At 60.9% G+C, this 2385-nt stretch carries 2 protein-coding genes and 1 pseudogene; all 3 read left to right on the top strand.

The features are described from left to right. Nucleotides 1-37 precede the first annotated feature (37 nt). Nucleotides 38-370 (top strand): annotated as a pseudogene (locus EOA32_RS36350) (EamA family transporter); the annotation flags it as partial. Between the two features lie 317 nt (nt 371-687). Further along, the gene (locus EOA32_RS36345; RefSeq protein WP_128374237.1) at nt 688-1194 is read left to right on the top strand and encodes a hypothetical protein; all 507 of its coding nucleotides are present in this window, start codon (nt 688-690) and stop codon (nt 1192-1194) included. A 590-nt stretch (nt 1195-1784) separates the two neighbouring features. Then, nucleotides 1785-2276 (top strand): hypothetical protein, encoded by a 492-nt coding sequence (locus EOA32_RS36340; RefSeq protein ID WP_128374236.1) that lies wholly within the window; start codon nt 1785-1787, stop codon nt 2274-2276. Nucleotides 2277-2385: the final 109 nt, after the last annotated feature.

The raw sequence follows: 2385 nt of genomic DNA, 5'->3' as shown, positions 1-2385 counted from the left end.
GCCATAGGCCGAGCTTGGCGCCCGCACCTCGGCCTATGGCATGGCGATCGCCGCGCTGGTCGCGCTGCCTTTTGGCTTCACCGCAGCGGAACCTTATCTCACCGACCCGCATGTCATGGCGGCCGCGGTCGTCGTCGGGCTGTTCTCCAGCGCGCTGCCCTTCTGGCTGGAGATGATGGTGCTCGCTAGAATGCCGGCGAAAGTCTATGGCATGATCGTCTGCCTGGAACCCGCAGGCGCCGCGCTGACCGGGTTTCTCTTCCTGCATGAAAGCTTGAGCGTTTTGCAATGCGCCGGTATTGGCGCCGTGATTGCCGCCGCGTTCGGCGCGGCCGTAACGGCGAGAGCGCCGGGTCCGTCACCCTGTTGAGGATCAATGCATATCGCCTGAGGGCGCGCCGGTTTTGGGAGAGCATCAGAACAAAAACTCGAAGCGCGTCGCTCGAATTCGTTTCAGCGAAACGCGCTCATTCACGCCTGAAAAAAGCCGTGCGCAGCCGCGTCCGATCACATCTGGTGGTTGAGATAGGACTTAGGTCCGACATCGCTGCGAAAAAGGTCTGAAAAAGCAAGACAAGGGTCGTGGGCCACTTCCCCACGACGGGTTGATTAGGGATGCTGATGTTGCGACATTGCCGGTGGGGTAGTTCGGCCGAAGGGTCGGATGGCTGGCAAGGGGAGATTGGGATGCGCGTATCGCGCATGGGCTGCAGGCATGTCTTGCGGGCGCTCGTTGCGCTGGCGCTTGTTGTCGCGCCTTTTCATCTCTCCTTCGACGGTCCTGTCGTGGCCAAGGCCTATGCCGGCAAAGGCGGCAATGGCAATGGCAATGGCGGTGGGAACAGCGGCGGCGGAAACGGTAACGGCAACGGCGGCGGCAACAGCGGGAACGGGAACGGCAACTCGGGCGGCAACAGCGGAAACAGCAACTCGGGCGGCAACAACGGAAACGGAAACAGCGGCAACAGCAAGGGCGCAACGAACACTGCAGCAACCGGCGATGTCGATGATCATGTGAATGCGGCGACCGGCGACAAGGTCGAGGTCAGTGCCAATAGCATCCAGGTCACGCACCGGAACGGAATGAAGGAGAGCATCGAGAACGGCCGTTTCAGGATGGAGGATAAGTTTGGTCGCACCATCGTCGAGCGCAAGGCCACAGTGGCCGATCTCGATCGCCTAAAGAGTTTGTGAGAGCGAGGTTCTATCTGGATTAGATCTTAAGGGGCCAAAAGCCAGCGCTGCAAAATCAGGTTGCCACCTTTTGCTTCGTCTCTTCGGTCCTGATCGTCTTACGACAGAACTCCCGCTGCTCACCTTGCCCCCGCCTTTGGCGGGGGTACTTTTTTGAGGCCCTTGAGACGGCTGCCGGATAAGGCGGGCTCTTGGCGCATGCCCCCGCAGTCCGGGAAACAATTCATGCGCAAACCAAAGGATACGGCGCTTTTCCGCCCAGGAGGCGAAGCGCCGTAGCATGCCGCGGTTCGTTGAGTGTCCGCGCCGTTCTCGCGTGCGACAGTCATAATGAATTGCTAACGGCTTTCCAAGCGATTTTGGTTAACGCGACGGCAGTCGCAGCCTCCAGTTGTGTTCCCGGCTGGTTGCGACGATGGTCCCCAAGTGACTGCAAAAAGGTCCGACCGGACATGGCATGGGTCGTGGGCCGCTTCCGTAACCTTACCAAAGCGTGAATCTTGTCTGGTCAAGACACCGGTTCCGCCTTGGCGGGCTGATAGCGGAACTTCGGCATGGCCGAGGCGGAACCGGCATGAACCAAGGACGGCATGCGCGAACCCGCCTCAAAAAGGTTTGTCCGCCTTACGCTGCGCGCCGCGGCCGCGCTGGCGCTTTTTGCCGCGCCTGGTCATTTCACGTCCAATAGCCTCGCCAAGCTTCTGGTGGCCACCGCTTATGCTGACAACGGCAATGGCGGCGGCAACGGCAATGGCGGTAACGGCGGTGGGGGCAATAGCGGCGGCGGAAACGCTGGCGGCAATTCCGGCAACAGCAATTCCGGTGGCGGCAATGCCAATGCCGGTCCTGGCAACAACAGCGGCAAAGGCAACACCAACCCCGGCGGCAAGGCCGCCAGCCATGTCAATGCGGCGACGGGCGACATAGTCGAGATCGACGGCAACAGGATCACCATCATCCACCGCAACGGCATGAAGGAAGAGATCGAGAACGGACGCTTCGAGATGAGCGACGCGCAAGGCCGCACCATCGTCGAGCGCCGGGCGACCGAGAAGGATCTGGCCCGTCTGCTAGGCTTGTGAGGGCCGAGAGAAGCTACCCCCTTTTCCCGCGCCTTCGCATGTCACCCCCGCCTTCAGAGGCGGGGGTGATTTGCTTTTGAGGGACGGTGAATAGTGAATAGTAATCAGC

The sequence above is a fragment of the Mesorhizobium sp. M1A.F.Ca.ET.072.01.1.1 genome (genome assembly GCF_004023325.1).
GTDB lineage: Bacteria > Pseudomonadota > Alphaproteobacteria > Rhizobiales > Rhizobiaceae > Mesorhizobium.
Note: the sequence above shows the minus strand (reverse complement) of the source record. Positions and strands in the feature narration are given on the sequence as shown.